Below are 15,227 nucleotides of genomic sequence, written 5' to 3'. Positions count from 1 at the left end.
CAAAATCAGCCCGCGAACGGAGGGTAATATGAATTACGCAGCCCGCGGCACGATGCTTGCCGCGATCCTGTTCGGCTCGATGGGAACGGCTTCGGCCGATGCGATCCCCGGCATGCGCGGCCACGACCACACCGGGATCACGGTGCCCGACATGAAGCAGGCGGTCGACTTCTTCACCGAAGTGGTCGGCTGCAAGAAGGCGATGTCGTTCGGTCCGTTCGCCGATGACAAGGGCACCTTCATGCAGGATCTTCTGGGCGTCGATCCGAAGGCTGTCATCGAGCAGGTCACCATGGTGCGTTGCGGCTATGGATCGAATATAGAGCTGTTCAAATACACCGCGCCCGACCAGAAGGATTTGACGCCGAAGAACAGCGATATCGGCGGCTTCCACATCGCATTGTACGTCGATGATGTCGCCGCGGCCAAAGCCTATCTCGACGGCAAGGGCGTGAAGACGCGGATGGGGCCGCTGCCGGTCAAGGAAGGTCCGGCGGCCGGCCAGACCATTCTCTATTTCCAGGCGCCATGGGGGCTGCAGCTGGAGGCGATCAGCTATCCCGACGGGATGGCCTATGAGAAAGGCGCCGAGACTGTGCTGTGGAGCCCGAAGAACCCGGAGAAGTGATTTCCAGAGCGCGCTTGCGGGCCAACCCGCAGGCGCGCCACCCGTGTTCAGCAATCGTTCCAACATGAAACTTTAAGCTTGAAATATTTTATCTCCGGCGCGATACTTGAGATGCAGCAAGCGAAGAGGAGATCGCACGGATGAAGGTTGCGGTTCTCGGTGGCGGACCAGCCGGCCTCTACTTTGCCATTTCAATGAAGCTGCGGGACGCCGCCCACGAGGTCACGGTGTTCGAGCGCAACCGCGCCGACGATACGTTCGGCTGGGGCGTCGTGCTGTCGGCCGAAACACTTGACAACCTTGCCAAAAACGACCCGGTCAGCGCTGTCTGGATCAAGAAGCATTTCGCCTATTGGGACGACATCGCCGTCATCCATGACGGCGTGCGCACGGTCTCGTCGGGCCACGGTTTCTGTGGCATCGGCCGCAAGCGGCTTCTGATCCTGCTGCAGCGACGCGCGCGCGAACTTGGCGTGAGGCTGATGTTCGAGAGCGATATCGCCGACCCTCAGCCCTATATGGAGACGCATGATCTGGTCGTCGCCGCCGATGGGCTGAACTCAAGGGCGCGCAACACCTTCGTCGAAGTCTTCAAGCCCGACATCGACACCCGCAAGTGCAAATTCGTCTGGCTCGGCACCAACCAGAAATTCGACGATGCCTTCACCTTCATCTTCGAGAAGACCGAGCATGGCTGGGTGTGGGCGCACGCCTATCAATTCGACAGCGAGACAGCGACCTTCATTGTCGAGTGCAGCGAACAGACCTGGGCTGCCTTCGGCTTCGGCGCCATGTCGCAGCAGGAATCCATCGCCGTCTGCGAGCGCATTTTTGAGAAACATCTCGGCGGCCACGCTCTGATGACCAATGCCAATCACATCAGAGGTTCGGCCTGGATCAATTTCCCGCGCGTGCTCTGCGAACGCTGGTCCTACAAGAACCTGGCGCTGATGGGCGACGCGGCGGCCTCGGCACATTTCTCGATCGGCTCCGGCACCAAGCTCGCATTGGAAAGCGCGGTGGCGCTGGCCGAATATGTCAAAACCGAACCGGACCTCGACGCCGCCTTCCGCAAGTATGAGGATGCGCGCCGCACCGAGGTGCTGAAGCTGCAGTCGGCGGCGCGCAATTCGCTGGAGTGGTTCGAGGAGGTCGAGCGCTATCTCGGCCTCGATCCGGTGCAGTTCAATTATTCGCTGCTGACCCGCTCGCAGCGCATTAGCCACGAGAATTTGCGGCTGCGAGATGCCAAATGGCTTGAGAGCGCCGAGGAATGGTTCCAGCGCCAGGCGGGGGCAGGCGGCAACAGGCAGCGCCGGGCGCCGATGTTCGCGCCGTTCAAGCTGCGCGACATGCAGCTCAACAACCGGGTCGTCGTTTCGCCGATGGCGCAGTACAAGGCCGTCGACGGCTGCCCGACCGACTGGCATTTCGCCCACTATGCCGAGCGTGCGAAGGGCGGCGCCGGGCTTGTCTATATCGAGATGACCTGCGTCAGCCCGGAAGGACGCATCACGCCCGGCTGTCCCGGCTTCTATGCGTCCGAACATGAGGTGGCGTGGAAGCGGCTTGTCGATTTCGTCCACGCCGAGACCGAGGCGAAAATCTGCGCGCAGATTGGCCATTCCGGGGCCAAGGGCTCGACCCGTGTCGGCTGGGAGGGCACCGACGTGCCGCTCTCCTCGGGCAATTGGCCGGTCATAGCAGCCTCGGCGATTGCATGGTCGCCGCAAAACCAGGTGCCGAAAGCCATGGACCGCGCCGATATGGATTTGGTGCGCGACCAGTTCGTGGCCTCCACCGAAATGGCCGATCGTTGCGGCTTCGACATGCTGGAGATCCACGCCGCGCACGGCTATCTCCTGTCGTCCTTCATCACGCCGGTCACCAACCAGCGCACGGATGAGTATGGCGGTTCGCTGGAAAATCGCATGCGCTATCCCCTGGAAATCTTCCATGCGGTGCGCGCCGCCTGGCCGGCGCGAAAGCCGATTTCGGTGCGCATTTCGGCCAATGATTGGGTCGGCATCGAGGGTGTGACGCCGGCCGATGCGGTGGAGATCGCGCGCATGCTGCACGAAGCCGGCGTCGACATCTGCGACGTCTCGGCAGGTCAGACCTCGATTGCCGCCAAGCCTGTCTATGGCCGCATGTTCCAGACACCATTCTCGGACCGCATCCGCAACGAGGTCGGCATGGCGACGATGGCGGTCGGCAACATCTATGAGCCGGACCATGTCAATTCGATCCTGATGGCAGGCCGCGCCGACCTGGTGGCCCTGGCACGGCCGCATCTCGCCGATCCCTACTGGACGCTGCATGCGGCGGTGAGGCTCACTGACCGTGGGGTCAAATGGCCGGATCCCTATCTTCCCGGACGCGACCAGATCTACCGGCTGGCCGAGCGCGATGCGGCGGCGGGGCTGAAAGTATGACGACGGCCTTGGCGATTTCAGGCAAACATGCGCTGGTCACTGGCGGCGGCTCCGGCGTCGGCCGGGCCATAGCACTCGTGCTGGCCGAGGCCGGCATACAGGTGACCATATGCGGGCGGCGCGAGGCCGAGCTTGCCAAGGTGGCTGGCGAGAACGACCGCATCCACGCCATGTCAGCCGATGTTGCCAACGAGGCGGCGGTGACATCGCTCTACGCGCAAGCGGAAGCCGTGCGCGGCCCGTTCGACATCGTCGTCGCCAATGCCGGCATGGCCGGCAGCACGCCGGCGCACAAGACCTCGCTTGCCGACTGGCAGCGCACGCTCGACGTCAATCTGACCGGCGCCTTCCTGACGGTGAAGCCGGCGCTGGCCGGCATGGCCGCGCGCAAGGCGGGCCGGATCGTCTTCGTCGCCTCGACCGCAGGGCTGAAAGGCTACGCCTATGTCGCACCCTATGTGGCGGCCAAGCACGGCGTCGTCGGGCTGATGCGGGCGCTGGCCGCCGAGACGGCGAAATCCGGCGTGACCGTCAACGCCGTTTGCCCGGGCTTCGTAGAGACCGGCATGCTGGAGGAGTCCATTCAGCGCGTCGTCGAAAAGACCGGCCGCTCAGTCGAGCAGGCGCGGGCGAGCCTTGCCTCGACCAACCCGCAAGGCCGTTTCATCCAGCCGCAGGAAGTTGCCGCGGCGGTGCTCTGGCTGTGCGGCGATGCGGCTGCGTCGATTACCGGACAAGCAATTTCGATCTCAGGAGGCGAAACATGGTAGCCGGCCCATTGCCCGCGCCGTCGGGACCCGGCAAGGACCGGCTGCGTCTCTGGATCAGGCTGCTGCGCGCCTCGCGCACGATCGAAGCGGAGCTGCGCGAGCGCCTGAAGAAGGAATTCGATACGACGCTGCCGCGTTTCGACGTCATGGCCGCCCTCTACCGCGCGCCGGAAGGCATGCTGATGAGCGATCTGTCGCGCTTCCTGCTGGTATCCAACGGCAATGTCACCGGCATCGTCGACCGGCTGGTTTCGGAAGGGGTGGTCGCGCGCGCGCGCCGCAATGGCGATCGCCGCACATCCATGGTGCGACTGACCGACGAGGGTTCCAAATCTTTTGCCGCAATGGCCGCGGCGCATGAGGGTTGGATCGGAGAATTGCTGGCCAAGGTCAGCGAGGAGGATGCGCGCCGGCTGACCGGCATGCTGACCTCGTTCCGCAGCAACTGGGAGGGACGCGAATGAGTTCGATGGCCGGCCTCAAGCCGAAGCACTTCCTTTGGGAAGTCGAAGGCAGGATCGCCAAGGTGCGGCTCGACCGGCCGGAGCGCAAGAATCCGCTGACCTTCGACAGCTATGCGGAACTGCGCGACACGTTCCGCGATCTCGTCTATGCCGACGGCGTCGACGCCGTGGTGTTCCTGCCCAATGGCGGCAATTTCTGCTCGGGCGGCGATGTCCACGACATTATCGGCCCATTGGTCAAGATGGACATGAAGGAATTGCTCGCCTTCACCCGCATGACCGGCGATTTCGTCAAGGCGATGCTCAACTGCGGCAAGCCGATCATCGCGGCGGTCGACGGGGTCGCGGTCGGCGCCGGCGCCATCATCGCCATGAGCGCCGACATCCGCATCGCCACGCCGGAGGCCAAGACCGCTTTCCTGTTCACCCGCGTCGGCCTTGCCGGCTGCGACATGGGCGCCTGCGCGATCCTGCCGCGCATCATCGGCCAGGGCCGTGCCGCCGAATTGCTCTACACCGGCCGCACGATGACGGCGGCGGAAGGCGAGCGCTGGGGCTTCTACAACAGGCTGGTCGATGCCGCAGTGCTCGAGGCCGACGCGCTCGAGATGGCGGCGCGCATCGTCTCCGGCCCGACCTTCGCGCACGGCATCACCAAGACGCAGCTCAACCAGGAATGGTCGATGGGCCTCGACCAGGCAATCGAAGCGGAAGCGCAGGCGCAGGCGATCTGCATGCAGACGCGTGACTTCGAGCGCGCCTACAAGGCCTTCGTCGCCAAGGAGAAACCGGTGTTCGAGGGCAATTGATGGCTGACAAGAGTTTCCTCAACTGGCCGTTTTTCGAAGACCGGCATCGCGAACTCGCCGAACGCCTTGATGCCTGGTGCGCCAGGAACCTGCCCGTCGATCACCATGACGTCGATGCCGCCTGCCGCGAGCTGGTGGCGAAACTTGGCCGCGACGGCTGGCTGAAGCCGACGGCGCTCGATACGGACAATCCGGGACCGCTCGATGTCCGCACCTTGTGCATCACCCGCGAGACGCTGGCGCGCCATGACGGGTTGGCCGACTTTGCCTTTGCCATGCAGGGGCTCGGCACCGGCGCGCTCAGCCTGTTCGGCACGCCCGACCAGCAGCAATGGCTGGCAAAGACCAGGGCCGGCAAGACGATTTCCGCCTTCGCGCTTTCGGAGCCACGCTCCGGGTCGGATGTCGCCAACACCGAAATGATGGCGAGCCGCGATGGCGACTTCTATATCCTCAGCGGCGAGAAGACCTGGATTTCCAATGGCGGCATCGCCGATCTCTACGTCGTCTTTGCCCGCACCGCCGAGGCACCGGGTGCCAAGGGACTTTCCGCCTTTCTCGTACCCGCTGATACCAAGGGGCTTGGCATTGCCGAGCGCCTTGAAGTGATCGCGCCGCATCCGCTGGCGCGGCTTTCCTTCGATCAGGTCCGGGTGCCGGCCTCGGCGCTGATCGGCAAACCGGGAGACGGCTTCCGCATCGCCATGTCGGTGCTTGACGTGTTCCGCTCCACGGTCGGCGCGGCGGCACTCGGCTTTGCCCGCCGGGCGCTGGACGAAAGCATTAGCAGGGTGGCCGAGCGCAAACTTTTCGGCGCTCCGATGGCAGAGCTGCAGATGGTGCAAGGCCATATCGCCGACATGGCGCTGGACATCGATGCCGCAGCGCTGCTGGTCTACCGCGCTGCCTGGACCAAGGACATGGGCGCGGCTCGTGTCACCCGCGAGGCGGCGATGGCCAAGCTGTTCGCCACCGACAAGGCGCAAGAGGTGATCGACAAGGCTGTGCAGCTGCATGGGGGGGACGGCGTCCGCAAGGGCCATATCGTCGAGAGCCTCTATCGCGAGATCCGCGCGCTACGTATCTACGAGGGCGCATCCGATGTGCAGAAGGTGGTGATCGCACGGCAGGTGATGGGCGCGGCCTGACAGCGACGTATTTGATTTTGAGATTTGGTTTTAAGAATACCGGGGAGGCTTGAAAATGCACGAGATCCTGCAGCCGGAGGGCTGGGCGAAACCGGTCGGCTACGCCAACGGCATTGCTGCGCGCGGCAGGCTCGTCTTCGTGGGCGGACAGGTCGGCTGGAACGGGCAGTGCCAGTTCGAGACCGACGATTTCGCCGGCCAGGTGCGGCAGACGCTGCAAAACATCGTCGCCGTGCTGGCGGAAGCCGGCGCGGAGCCACGGCACATCACCGCGATGACCTGGTATTTCACCGACAAGGCCGAATATCTTGGCAATCTCAAGGGTATAGGCGAGGCCTATCGCGAGGTGATCGGCCGGCATTTTCCAGCGATGGCCGCCATGCAGGTGGTGGCGCTAGTGGAAGATCGCGCCAAGATCGAAATTCAGGCAACCGCCGTCATTCCGGATTAACGAATTCGTTATTCCCGGATTGATCAGCAGCGCAGCCCCGCCCGCTTCAGCAGCGGAAATACGTGGTCGCAGAAATAGGGCAGTTCCTGGGTGTAGTTGACGAACGACAGCGCGATGCCCTGGTAGCCATGCCCGGCTATTGCCGCCATCTCGGCGGCAATCGTCTCCGGCGTTCCAACCAGCGGGTAGGTGCCGGCGCCGCCGGCGAAACGCTGCCGGTAGCGGTCATAGGCATGCGGGTCATGCGACTGCGAGAACTCCTTCTTGCCTGCCATATGAGCATCGACCGCATCGTGGTCGACCAGATCGACGGCATAGCGCGTGTAGTAGGCCTGCGCCTCTTCCATGGTTGGACGGCAGACGACATGCGCCACCGTGTAGACGCCGACGTTGCGGCCAACCTTGTCGGCCCGCTCGCTGATGTCGGCGACATGCTTGCCGGCATCGCTCATTTCCGAAAAGGTCGTGAACAGATAATCGCATCGGGCGGCGGCGAAATCCCGGCCCGGGCCACCGAAAGCAGCGTTCATGGTCACCGGGCGTGGAACCTGCAGGCTCGCCGGCCGGCTCACCGCCTCCTTGAGGCGATAGTAGGTGCCTTCATAGTCCAGAGGCTGGTCCGAGGCGTAGAGCTTTTCCAGGATTTCGATCCATTCGGCGGCCTGGTCGTAGCCCTTCTCGACCAAAGGCGTGCCGAACATGCCGAATTCCTTCGGGTTCCAGCCGCAGACGATGTTCAAGCCGGCGCGGCCCTGGCTGATATGGTCGACAGTTGCCAGCGCCTTGGCGGCATAGAGCGGATGCACCAGCGGCACATGCACGGTCATGAACAGGCCGATCTGCTCGGTGGCCACCGCCAGCGCTGCTGCCCAGGTGAAGGTCTCGAACGACCATTCGCGCACCTTGTTGCGGCCGCCAAAGCCACGCCAGCGCGCGATCGGCAGCATAAATTCCAGCCCGGCGCGGTCGGCGATCTGCGCCGCCGTCAGATTGTCCTGCCAGCTTGCCGTCCAGCGTTCCGGCACATCGGTGATGGCCAGACCGCCATCGGCATTGGTCGAGAAGACGCCCAGCTTCAGTTTGTTCGGGCCGTGCAGGGGATGCGTTTTGATCATCATGGGAACTCGTGGCGGGAGACCGACACGCTAGGCCCGCGCAAAAATATTTCAAGCCTGAAATAGCTTCGCCTCGCCGCCGATTGCGGATATGATTTTGGGCTAGGCGAAACGGGGATGGAGATGAGCGCGTTCCGTCAGAAGTGCATCGGCAAGACCAATCTCGTCGGCTCTTTCGCCGCCATTCCGCATCCCGTCGCCGTCGAAGTGATGGCGCTCGCCGGCCTCGACTTCCTCTGCGTCGACTGGGAACATGCTCAGATCGCGCGGGGCACGATCGAAACCATGGTGCGCGCGGCCGACGTGCACCGCGTGCCGGCCATGGTGCGTGTTCCCGGCCATGCGCCGGAAGCTATCCAGGCGGCGCTCGACAGCGGCGCACAAGGCGTGCTCGTGCCGCGCGTCTCGACCGCTGCTCAGGCCGAGGCGGCGGTGAAAGCCTCGCGCTATCCGCCGCTGGGCGAACGCGGCGTCGGGCCTGGCCGCGCGGCCGGCTATGGCTATCGCATCCCCGAATATCTGGCCGCGGCCAATGACAGGGTGGTCGTCGCGGTCCAGGTCGAGACATCGGAGGGGCTGGCCAACATCGAGGCGATCGCGGCCATAGACGGCATCGATGTGGTCTTCGTCGGCCCCGGCGATCTCTCCGTGTCGATCGATGCGATCGGGCCGAAAGGCGTGGACAAGCTCAATGAGGCGATCACAAGGATCATCCGCGAGACCGTCGCGCATGGCAGGACATCGGGCATATTTTGCGCCAGCCCACAGACGATCAGCCAGTGGGCCGCTATCGGCGCGAGCTTCTTCGTGCTGGCCAGCGACACGATGTTTCTTGGCGCCGGCGCCGCGGCCAACTGCACCGCTGCGCGCGCCGAGCTGGGGTGAGACGGGCGGGATCAGGTAAAAACTTTTTAAGCTTAAAACTTTTTCCTTGAAAAGCGCCGCACATTGGATAGCATCCAAAGTGGATGGCGACTGTCGTGCCGGTGGGGCTTGCCGGGCAGTCCGTCGTGGTGCTCCGGGTGGGAGGGGTTTCAGTCCTTGTCGTTCATACTGCCCCAGTCATCGTCCAGCGCGCGCTATGCGTTCGACGGCGTGCGCGCCCAGATCCGTGACCTGCACACTGAAAACATCGCCAACCTTGCCGTGCGCGCCCGAGAACTGGGCGACGTGATCGCGCTCTGGTACGGCGAAGGCGACATGGTGACGCCGGCCTTCATCCGCGATGCCGCGAAGGCCGCCTTCGATGAAGGCCAGACGTTCTACGTCCCCAACATGCGTGGCCAGGGGCCACTGAACGAAGCCCTGGCCGAGTATCAGACGCGCATCCACGGCCGGTCTATCCCGATTGCGCGCACCACCGTCACGCCCGGCGGTATGCAGGCGCTGTACCTGGCGCTGGAACTGCTGGTCGATACCGGCAGCAACGTCGTCTATGTCGCGCCGCAATGGCCCAACATCCACAACGCCATCCATCTGATCGGCGGCGAGCCAAGGCCGTTTTCGCTCGACTTCAAGGGCGACTGGCATCTCGATCTCGACCGGCTGTTCGCCACTTGCGATGCGCGCACACGCGCGATCCTCCTGTCGACGCCGTCCAACCCGACCGGCTGGACCGCGTCGCGCGAGGAGATGCAGGCGCTGCTCGACTTCAGCCGGCGCACCGGCATCTGGATCATCTCCGACGAGGTCTATGGCCGGCTCTATTTCGACGGCAATGTTGCTCCTTCCATCCTGCAGATCGCCGAGGATGGCGACCGGGTGCTGTCGGTCAACAGTTTTTCGAAGGCGTGGGCGATGACCGGCTGGCGCATCGGCTGGCTGACGCATCCGTCGGGGGTGGCCGACCAGCTTGGCGCCATGACGCAGTACATCAACAGCGGCACCGCCGCGCCTATCCAGGCAGGCGCTGTCGCCGCCATCCGCCAAGGCGAGCCGCTGGTCGAGGAGATCAGGCAGCGGATCAAAACCGGCCTCGACCTTGCCTATGACAGGCTGGCACAGATTCCCGGCATCATCCTGCCGACGAAACCGCGCGGAGGCATGTATGCCTTCTTTGCCATGGACGGCGAAAGCGACGCCCGGCAGGCCTGCGCCAGGATACTGGAGACGGCGCGCGTCGGGCTGGCTCCCGGCCACCTCTTTGGAAATTCGGCAGCGGCCTTCCTGCGGATGTGCGTGTGCCGTGAACGCGACCAGATAGCGACCGCGCTCGAGCGCATGGTCGCCGCCATGAATTGACGCCCCGCTGGGAGGTGGGACGGCAACAAACCGTGCGGGAGCAAACCCGCCCGATCACAACCAGAGGGAACACAAAATGAGCTTCACTCGTCGCAACCTGCTTCTTCTCGCCGCCACGATCGGCATCGCTGCCGGCCCGGCCACCGCCTTTGCCGCCGATGTGCTCAATGTCGGCGCCTACCCGACCAATCCGCCCTTCGAATACAAGAACGAGAGCGGCACTTTCGAGGGCTTTGAAGTCGACATCGTCAACGAAGCGGCCAAGCGTGCCGGCATGACCACCGACATTGCCGACCTCGGCTTCCAGGCGCTGTTCGCGGCTGTCAGTTCCAACCGCATCGATGTCGCGATCTCCTCGATCACCATCACGCCGGAGCGACTGAAAACGCTGTCCTTCACCCAGCCCTATTATGACTCCGACATGGGCATTGCGACGAAGACCGATAGCGCTGTTAACACCGAGGCCGACCTCAAGGGCAAGATCGTCGGCGTGCTTTCAGGCTCGACCGGCGAGACCTGGGTCAAGGCGCATCAGGAGGCTGACGGCTACAGCGACGTGAAGGGCTATGACACGCAGCAGAATCTTCTGCTCGACCTCAGCGCGGGCCGCGTGGACGCCGCCGTCAGCGATATTCCGGGCATGGAATACTCCTTCACCAAGATGAAGGACCTGAAGGTCAAGCAGCGCATCAAGACCGGCGAACAGTACGGCCTGATGATGAGCAAGGACCATCCGCTGCTCGGCAAGCTGAACGACGCGCTGACCGCGATGAAGAAGGACGGAACGCTGGCCGCGATCCACAAGAAGTGGTTCGGCAGCGACGCGCCAGCCGATTCCTCGACGGTCAAGGAAATGCCGCTGCCCAAGGCCTGACCGGCAATGCATTTAAATCGTGCCGGCTCCCGGGCCGGCACGATTCATTTCACGCTCCGGCGCCTGCTGCCGCACGGATAGCCTCATGGGAGGCAAGGTCGATTGGTTTTAACTTGAGCATCCTTTGCTCTGGGGTTCGGGAACGCTCCCATGTCGCTAATCGACACCTTCTTCAATCCTGACGTGATCATGTCCAGCCTGCCGGCGCTGTTGCGTGGCTTCCTGAACACGCTGCTGCTCGGCATTTTGAGTATCGGCATCGGCATTCCCATCGGCCTGGGGATCAGCCTGTTGCGGCTCTATGCGCCGAAGCCGCTGCGCTGGCTGGCGGTCGGCTACACCGACATCTTCCGCGCCCTGCCGGTGCTGGTGGTGCTGATCCTGATCTATTATGCGCTGCCCTTCCTCGGCATCCGTCTGTCGTCCTGGGCCTCCGCCGTGACGGCGTTCGCCATCATCATGTCGGCCTATTCAGCAGAAGTGTTCCGCTCCGGCATTGAGAGCATTCCGAAAGGCCAATTCGAGGCAGCACAGGCGCTCGGCCTGCCTTTCCTTTTGACCTTGCGCAAGGTGGTGCTGCCGCAGGCGATCCGCGTCGTCATCCCGCCGATGACCAGCAATTGCGTCTCGATGTTCAAGGACACGTCGCTCGCTTCCACCGTTGCGCTGCCTGAACTGTTGAAGGAAGCGACCAACGCGCAGTCGCTCTATGCCAATCCCTCGCCGCTGATCGGCGCCGCTTTGGTCTATCTCATCTTCCTCTGGCCGATGGTCCGCCTCGTCAGCCTGCTCGAAGACCGCTTCAAGACCGAGAAGACGCGCTGACCTCATCAACCGTCCCGCTTCCCAAGCCATTCGCAGGAGATACAGTTGAGCAATTACCAAGCCGCCGGCGGCTTTCCGGTGGACACCATCCGCGCCATGTTTCCGGCCTTGCAGCGCGCCGGTGATTTCATCTTCATGGACAACGCCGCCGGCGCGCAGATCCCGCAGAGCGTGCTCGACGCGGTGACCAACCACCTGGTCTCGCACAATGTGCAGCGCGGCGGACGTTACGGCCGCAGCGTCGCGGTCGACCAAACGGTCGCCAATGCGCGCGAGAGCGTGGCCTTGCTGATCAACGCCTACAGTCCGTCGGAAATCTGCTTCGGCATGAACGCCACCTCGTTCATTCGCCTGGTCAGCCTCGGCATCGGCCAGATGCTGGCCAAGGACACAGAGCGCGACGAGATCGTCATCACCGATATGGACCACGACGCCAACATCGCCACGTGGCTGGCGCTGGAGCCCGCCGGAGCCAAGTTCAAATGGTGGCGCATGCGCGAGGACGGCAACCTGCATGTCGACGACCTCAAGCCGCTGGTTTCCGATCGCACCCGTCTCGTCGCCTGCACGGTGACCGCGCATTCGATCGGCTCGATCGTCGACGTCGCTTCGGTGGCCGCGATCGCGCATGCGGCTGGCGCCGAAGTGTTCCTTGACTGCGTGCATTACGGACCGCACGGGCTGATCGACGTGCAGGCCTGGGACTGCGACTATCTCGTCTGCTCCGGCTACAAGAATTTCTCGCCGCATATGGGCTTTCTGTGGGGCCGCTTCGAAACGCTGAAGCGGCTACCGACCTTCCGCGAGGATTTCATCCCCGACGAGCCGCCTTACAAGGTCGAGGCCGGCACCTTCATCTACGAGAACGTCTCAGGCATGGATGCCGCGGTGCAGTACCTGGAACTGATCGGCCGCAATCTGGCGCCCTCCAACAACCGCTCGCGGCGCGACAACATCGTTGCCGGCATGGGCGCTATCCGCGACTACGAAGTGCTCCTGGCGCGTGAGATGCTCGCGGTGCTCAAAGCTTGCGGCGCGACCATTTACGGGGTTTCGGAAGAGACCCGCATCAAGGAGCGCGTGCCGACCTTCTGCTTCAACATCGGCAAGCTGTCGCCGCAGCGGATCGTCGAGGAAATGGCTGAGATGCAGATCGGCATCCGCGACGGCCATATGTATGCGCCCCGGTTGATGAAGCGTCTCAACCTGTCGATGGACAGCGGCGCCATCCGCGCCTCGCTGGTCCATTACAACACGGTCGACGAGGTCAGGCGTTTCGGCCAGGCGTTGCGCGCCGTCGTAGCCAAGCTGTCGTAGCTTGTCCGTCAGATGTCTCCGGCGTGGAACATCGGCCCGCCCTTGTGGGCCGGGAAGCCATAGCCGTTGATCATCACCAGATCGATGTCGGAGGCACGCGCCGCGATGCCTTCGGCAAGCAAGGCCTTGCCCTCTTCGGCCATTGCCGCCAGCAAGCGCGTGACGATCTCATCGGGCGAAAAGCGGCGCGGCACGATGTCCTTGGCCGCTCGCACGGCCTCGATCAGCGCCGTTACTTGCGGGTCGCTCCTGCGTTCGCCGTCCGAATAATCGTACCAGCCGCGCCCGGTCTTGCGGCCGAAGCGGCCGGCCTCGCACAGCCGGTCGGCGATTTCGACATAACGTGCTTGCGGATCGCGCATCGCCGCCTGTCGCTTGCGCCGCGCCCAGGCTATCTCCAGCCCAGCCATATCGTTGACCGCGAAGATCCCCATCGGGAAGCCCCAGGCCTCCAGCGCGGCATCCACCTCATCGGGTGCTGCGCCATCCTCCACCATGAACTCCGCCTCGCGGCGGTAGGCGGAATAGATGCGGTTGCCGATGAAACCCTCGGTAACGCCGCACACGACAGGCAGCTTGCCGAGCTTCCTGACGAAGGCGATCGCCGAGGCGAGCACATCGGGCGCCGTCGCCGCGCAATCCACCACTTCGGTTAGCCGCATGACGTTGGCCGGGGAGAAAAAATGCAGGCCGACGATCCGTTCGGGCCGGGCGGTTGCCGAGGCGATCTCGTCGGGGTTGAGGTAGCTGGTGTTGGTCGCAAGGATGGCGTCCGGGCGGACGATACGTTCGAGCTTCCGGAAGAGTTCGGTTTTTACCGCGAGATCGTCGAACACTGCCTCGATGACCAGATCGGCCTGCACCAGCCTGTCGGCTTCGCTGGCCGCTTCAAACCGGCTCAGCGCCTCCCTGCGCGCATGATCGGTGAGACGGCCGGATTGGACTGACTTGTCGAGAAGGCCGGCGATACGCGCGTATGCTTTTGCCGCGGCGTCGTCAGTCTGCTCGACGCCGATTACGCCATAGCCGGCATTCAAGGCCGAGACCGCGATGCCTGCACCCATCAGGCCGGTTCCGACGATACCGACGGTCTCGACCTTGCGAGGCGTGACACCCTCCAGCCTGTCGACTTTGCTGGCTTGCCTCTCGGCAAAGAAGACGTGGCGCAACGCTGCCGTTTCGCGAGAATCCCGGAGGCGCAGGAAGGTCGCGCGTTCGTCCGCAAGACCGTCGTCAAGTTTGGCCGTGGACGCAGCCTGGACCAATCTCACGGCTTCTGCAGGCGCGATCTGTCCACGGCTGCGGGAAAGCACCTTTCTTGCGGCTGCCGCTTCGGCTTCGGGTTGCGAGCGTGGGACGGAAAGCGCACCCGTGCGCCGCAAGGGTTGGCCAACGAGACGGCGGACGACATCGAGCGCGCCTTCGGGAAGATCGTCGGCAATGGTATCGATCAGACCGAGAGCGAGCGCTTCGTCGGCATTTGCGGGCCGACCCGTGCCGATCAGGTCAATTGCGGCGACCGTGCCGATGAGGCGGGGCAGGCGTTGGGTTCCGCTGGCCCCAGGCACTAACCCGAGCTTGACCTCGGGCAGGCCGAAGCTGGCCGCCTTGCTGGCCACCCGGTAGTGGCAGGCCAGCGCAATCTCGCAGCCGCCGCCGAGCGCCGCGCCGCCTACTGCCGCCACGATCGGTTTGGCGAAGCTCTCGATCGCTTCGATCACGTCAGGCAGTGTGGGCTCGATAGCGGGCTTGCCGAATTCCTTGATATCGGCGCCACCGATGAAGGTGCGCCCAATGGCGGTCAGCACCACGGCAGACACTTCATCCGACGCCGCACGCCCAAGCGCATCCATCAATCCGGCCCTGACATGGAAGGACAGCGCGTTGACCGGCGGATTTTCGATCGTGACGACGAGAACGCCATCGACGATCTTGCCTGTGACACTCTCGGAAAATCGTGCTGTGTTCATGGAGTTTTATCCCGGAACGACGGCAAATCTTCCTCCTCCTTCTGCTCTCCGCCAAATGCCGGTGTCCCGGCTCGGACGGATGAAGCGCCATGGATCTTCAAAATAATTTCAAGCTTAAAATAATTAGAATTCGAAAAACTTCAAGCCTACCGGAGTCGACTGCAAAAGGCGTCGCTACCA

At 63.6% G+C, this 15,227-nt stretch carries 14 protein-coding genes; 12 read left to right on the top strand and 2 right to left on the bottom strand.

The window, feature by feature from the left end; all coding sequences use genetic code 11:
* Positions 1 to 28: 28 nt before the first annotated feature.
* From NKI15_RS17335 to NKI15_RS17305, 7 genes are all read left to right on the top strand, one after another.
* Positions 29 to 628: a VOC family protein gene (locus NKI15_RS17335; RefSeq protein ID WP_023704710.1), complete on the top strand. Its 600-nt coding sequence runs from the start codon at positions 29 to 31 to the stop codon at positions 626 to 628.
* A gap of 140 nt (positions 629 to 768) precedes the next feature.
* Positions 769 to 3,063 carry a bifunctional salicylyl-CoA 5-hydroxylase/oxidoreductase gene (locus tag NKI15_RS17330; protein WP_023704711.1) on the top strand — a complete coding sequence of 765 codons (2,295 nt, stop codon included), beginning with the start codon at positions 769 to 771 and terminating at the stop codon, positions 3,061 to 3,063.
* Complete coding sequence (locus NKI15_RS17325) at positions 3,060 to 3,833, top strand: SDR family NAD(P)-dependent oxidoreductase (RefSeq protein ID WP_023704712.1); 774 nt, start codon at positions 3,060 to 3,062, stop codon at positions 3,831 to 3,833. Before NKI15_RS17330 ends, NKI15_RS17325 begins: the two co-directional genes overlap by 4 nt.
* Positions 3,827 to 4,297: a MarR family winged helix-turn-helix transcriptional regulator gene (locus tag NKI15_RS17320; RefSeq protein WP_023667803.1), complete on the top strand. Its 471-nt coding sequence runs from the start codon at positions 3,827 to 3,829 to the stop codon at positions 4,295 to 4,297. The genes NKI15_RS17325 and NKI15_RS17320 overlap by 7 nt, the downstream gene beginning before the upstream one ends.
* Positions 4,294 to 5,106 carry an enoyl-CoA hydratase family protein gene (locus NKI15_RS17315; protein WP_023704713.1) on the top strand — a complete coding sequence of 271 codons (813 nt, stop codon included), beginning with the start codon at positions 4,294 to 4,296 and terminating at the stop codon, positions 5,104 to 5,106. The genes NKI15_RS17320 and NKI15_RS17315 overlap by 4 nt, the downstream gene beginning before the upstream one ends.
* Positions 5,106 to 6,254, top strand: a complete 1,149-nt coding sequence (locus tag NKI15_RS17310) for an acyl-CoA dehydrogenase family protein (RefSeq protein ID WP_023695191.1) — start codon at positions 5,106 to 5,108, stop codon at positions 6,252 to 6,254. The genes NKI15_RS17315 and NKI15_RS17310 overlap by 1 nt, the downstream gene beginning before the upstream one ends.
* A 55-nt stretch (positions 6,255 to 6,309) precedes the next feature.
* Positions 6,310 to 6,705, top strand: a complete 396-nt coding sequence (locus NKI15_RS17305; RefSeq protein WP_023667806.1) for a RidA family protein — start codon at positions 6,310 to 6,312, stop codon at positions 6,703 to 6,705.
* A 23-nt stretch (positions 6,706 to 6,728) separates the two neighbouring features.
* On the opposite strand, the gene NKI15_RS17300 is transcribed toward NKI15_RS17305, so the two are convergent.
* On the bottom strand, positions 6,729 to 7,820 hold the full coding sequence (locus NKI15_RS17300; RefSeq protein ID WP_286439858.1) for an LLM class flavin-dependent oxidoreductase: 1,092 nt from the start codon (positions 7,818 to 7,820) through the stop codon (positions 6,729 to 6,731).
* Between the two features lie 123 nt (positions 7,821 to 7,943).
* On the opposite strand from NKI15_RS17300, the gene NKI15_RS17295 reads away from it, so the two are divergent.
* The 5 genes from NKI15_RS17295 (at position 7,944) to NKI15_RS17275 (ending at position 13,077) form a co-directional block, all read left to right on the top strand.
* A complete protein-coding gene (locus NKI15_RS17295) occupies positions 7,944 to 8,705 on the top strand; it encodes an HpcH/HpaI aldolase family protein (protein WP_023749762.1) in 762 nt (253 codons plus the stop codon).
* Positions 8,706 to 8,861: 156 nt separating this feature from the next.
* Positions 8,862 to 10,061: a pyridoxal phosphate-dependent aminotransferase gene (locus NKI15_RS17290; protein WP_023704716.1), complete on the top strand. Its 1,200-nt coding sequence runs from the start codon at positions 8,862 to 8,864 to the stop codon at positions 10,059 to 10,061.
* Positions 10,062 to 10,137: 76 nt separating this feature from the next.
* The gene (locus tag NKI15_RS17285; protein ID WP_023682726.1) at positions 10,138 to 10,935 is read left to right on the top strand and encodes an ABC transporter substrate-binding protein; all 798 of its coding nucleotides are present in this window, start codon (positions 10,138 to 10,140) and stop codon (positions 10,933 to 10,935) included.
* Positions 10,936 to 11,085: 150 nt separating this feature from the next.
* Positions 11,086 to 11,760, top strand: a complete 675-nt coding sequence (locus NKI15_RS17280; protein WP_023667812.1) for an amino acid ABC transporter permease — start codon at positions 11,086 to 11,088, stop codon at positions 11,758 to 11,760.
* A 45-nt stretch (positions 11,761 to 11,805) separates the two neighbouring features.
* Positions 11,806 to 13,077: a cysteine desulfurase-like protein gene (locus NKI15_RS17275; protein ID WP_023704717.1), complete on the top strand. Its 1,272-nt coding sequence runs from the start codon at positions 11,806 to 11,808 to the stop codon at positions 13,075 to 13,077.
* 8 nt (positions 13,078 to 13,085) lie between these two features.
* Here NKI15_RS17275 and NKI15_RS17270 read toward each other — a convergent pair whose 3' ends face one another.
* Positions 13,086 to 15,047, bottom strand: a complete 1,962-nt coding sequence (locus NKI15_RS17270) for a 3-hydroxyacyl-CoA dehydrogenase NAD-binding domain-containing protein (protein ID WP_352514630.1) — start codon at positions 15,045 to 15,047, stop codon at positions 13,086 to 13,088.
* Positions 15,048 to 15,227: the final 180 nt, after the last annotated feature.

Source organism: Mesorhizobium sp. M0862 (assembly GCF_040319795.1).
Taxonomy (GTDB): domain Bacteria; phylum Pseudomonadota; class Alphaproteobacteria; order Rhizobiales; family Rhizobiaceae; genus Mesorhizobium.
The sequence above is the reverse complement of the archived record's forward strand: the minus strand, read 5'-3'. Positions and strand labels throughout refer to the sequence as shown.

What these genes read in the sequence shown, in the direction of transcription:
- NKI15_RS17280 (WP_023667812.1), top strand. Translation starts at nt 11,086, where the DNA reads ATGTCGCTAATCGACACCTTCTTCAATCCTGACGTGATCATGTCCAGC.
- NKI15_RS17295 (WP_023749762.1), top strand. Translation starts at nt 7,944, where the DNA reads ATGAGCGCGTTCCGTCAGAAGTGCATCGGCAAGACCAATCTCGTCGGC.
- NKI15_RS17270 (WP_352514630.1), bottom strand. Translation starts at nt 15,047, where the DNA reads ATGAACACAGCACGATTTTCCGAGAGTGTCACAGGCAAGATCGTCGAT.
- NKI15_RS17305 (WP_023667806.1), top strand. Translation starts at nt 6,310, where the DNA reads ATGCACGAGATCCTGCAGCCGGAGGGCTGGGCGAAACCGGTCGGCTAC.
- NKI15_RS17325 (WP_023704712.1), top strand. Translation starts at nt 3,060, where the DNA reads ATGACGACGGCCTTGGCGATTTCAGGCAAACATGCGCTGGTCACTGGC.
- NKI15_RS17300 (WP_286439858.1), bottom strand. Translation starts at nt 7,820, where the DNA reads ATGATCAAAACGCATCCCCTGCACGGCCCGAACAAACTGAAGCTGGGC.
- NKI15_RS17320 (WP_023667803.1), top strand. Translation starts at nt 3,827, where the DNA reads ATGGTAGCCGGCCCATTGCCCGCGCCGTCGGGACCCGGCAAGGACCGG.
- NKI15_RS17310 (WP_023695191.1), top strand. Translation starts at nt 5,106, where the DNA reads ATGGCTGACAAGAGTTTCCTCAACTGGCCGTTTTTCGAAGACCGGCAT.
- NKI15_RS17315 (WP_023704713.1), top strand. Translation starts at nt 4,294, where the DNA reads ATGAGTTCGATGGCCGGCCTCAAGCCGAAGCACTTCCTTTGGGAAGTC.
- NKI15_RS17330 (WP_023704711.1), top strand. Translation starts at nt 769, where the DNA reads ATGAAGGTTGCGGTTCTCGGTGGCGGACCAGCCGGCCTCTACTTTGCC.
- NKI15_RS17285 (WP_023682726.1), top strand. Translation starts at nt 10,138, where the DNA reads ATGAGCTTCACTCGTCGCAACCTGCTTCTTCTCGCCGCCACGATCGGC.
- NKI15_RS17335 (WP_023704710.1), top strand. Translation starts at nt 29, where the DNA reads ATGAATTACGCAGCCCGCGGCACGATGCTTGCCGCGATCCTGTTCGGC.